The organism is Streptomyces lonarensis (assembly GCF_012033735.1).
Classification (GTDB): domain Bacteria; phylum Actinomycetota; class Actinomycetes; order Streptomycetales; family Streptomycetaceae; genus Streptomyces; species Streptomyces lonarensis.
Genome location: NZ_JAAVJD010000439.1, coordinates 1 through 1,797, shown reverse-complemented (window position 1 = coordinate 1,797; position 1,797 = coordinate 1). Strand labels below are relative to the sequence as shown.

Here is a 1,797-nt window from a genome sequence, read left to right as displayed (position 1 = left end):
GTGGCGGGGCGCGGTGTGGTGGGCGCCGGCCACCGCGCCGGTGTGACGGCCGGTCGGGGCGTCGGCGCCCGCCCGGCGCTCGGCGGGACGGTCGGGAGCGGCGGGACGGTCGGCGGGGTGGTGGTCGGCCACACGGTGGTCGGCGGCGTGGTGGTCGGCGGTGCGCTGGTCGGCGGTGCGCTGGTCGATGGATTGGTGGTCCGCGTCGTCACCCGCCCGGCGGGCCCGGGGGACGCCGGGGTCGGCGCCCGCCGGCGGCTCCGTCGCGAGGCGGAGGCCGACCGCCCCCGCCGGGGTGCCTCCCGGACCACGAGGGGCGTCCTCCGCCGCGCGGAGCCGGCCCTCCGCCGCGGCCGGTCCGGCGACCGCCGCCCGCTCGGGCCCGGCGGGCCGGGCCGGGACCGCCGCAGGGTGCTCCGCTACCGCGGCCGGCTCGCCGCCCGCCGCTCCGGAGGCGGTGACGACCCGCCGCACGCCGTCACCGGGCGTCGGCGCCTCGGCGGCGGGAAGCGGCAGGCGGACCACCTCGCCGCGGACGGCGGGCCTCGTCCCCGGACCGGTGGTGGGCCCGAGGTCCTCGCCGCGCAGGATCGCGAGTTCGAGCTGCTGGAGCGCCGGGGAGGGGTCCACGCCCAGTTCGTCGGAGAGGTACTGCTTCACCCTGCGGTACTCGGCCAGCGCCTCCGCCTGCCGTCCGGTGCGGTACAGCGCCTCGATCAACTGCTCACGGAACCGGCCGTGGTCGGGATGGGCGCGGGTCGCGCCCCACAGGTCGCCGAGCACCATCGAGCAGCGTCCCAGCGCGAGTTCCAGGTCGCAGACGCGCTCCACCACGTGCAGCCGCTCCTCCGAGAGCTGCGGCACCAGGTCCCGCTGCACCGGCTCGGAGCGGACGTTGGCCAGCACCGACCCCTGCCACAGCGCCAACGCCGACCGCAGGGAGCGCAGTTGCTCCTCCGCATCGCCGCCGTGGTCCGCGGCGGTGACATAGGCGCGGAACTCCAGCAGGTCGAGCGTGCGGGGGTCGGCGGTGATGCGGTAGCCGCCGGGCACGGCCTCGATGCTGGTGTCCGTCACCCCGTGCCGCTGGAAGAGCCGGCGCAGGCGCAGCACGCAGGTCTGGAGCGCGGCCTTGGCGGTCGCGGGCTGCTCGTCGCCCCACACCATGCGCTGCAGGAAGTCCGCCGAGACGACGGTGTTGGAGTGCAGCAGCAGGGCGGCGAGCAGGTTGGTGGGCTTGGACGGCTGGAGCACGACCGTGTCGGAGGTGTCACAGATGCTCAGCGGTCCCAGCAGCTGGAAGCGCACGGGGGCGGCCGCGGTTCAGCGACCGCGCCGGGCGGACCGGCGCTGCGGGGGGCGGGCGGGGGGACGTGGGGGGACGGTGCAGGAGCGGACCGTGGCACTCATCAGGTTCCACCTTGAGTGTTGCTGGATCTTCCCGGCGCCGTGACTCTACGCGCGTATCCACGGGGGTTGGAGGTCCTTCGACGACAGCTTGTTGCAGCACGCAGGGACAGCAAGCTGTCAGATCAGGCCACGTGACCATCAGTCACCCGCCGCGCCCGATCACCCCGAACCGGCCCGTTCCGCCCCGGTGGGCCGCCGCCCGCCCGACCTGCGCGGCATCGGGGTGGCACAGGGGGACGGGCCACGTCGGGGAGCGGGCGCGGCGGCCGGGCCGCCGCCGACCGGTTCCGGCCACGCACACCCCTCGCACCCCCCGCGCACCACAGTCACCGTGCGTCACGACCGCCCGGCGCCCCGCCCCGCGCGGCCCCGGATGCGCCGTCCGGG

At 77.0% G+C, this 1,797-nt stretch carries 1 protein-coding gene; it reads right to left on the bottom strand.

Going from position 1 to position 1,797, the window contains the following annotated elements:
• Positions 1-1,308: BTAD domain-containing putative transcriptional regulator (locus tag HCN56_RS25365; protein ID WP_312871451.1), on the bottom strand; the 1,308-nt coding region annotated here is incomplete at its 3' end.
• Positions 1,309-1,797: the final 489 nt, after the last annotated feature.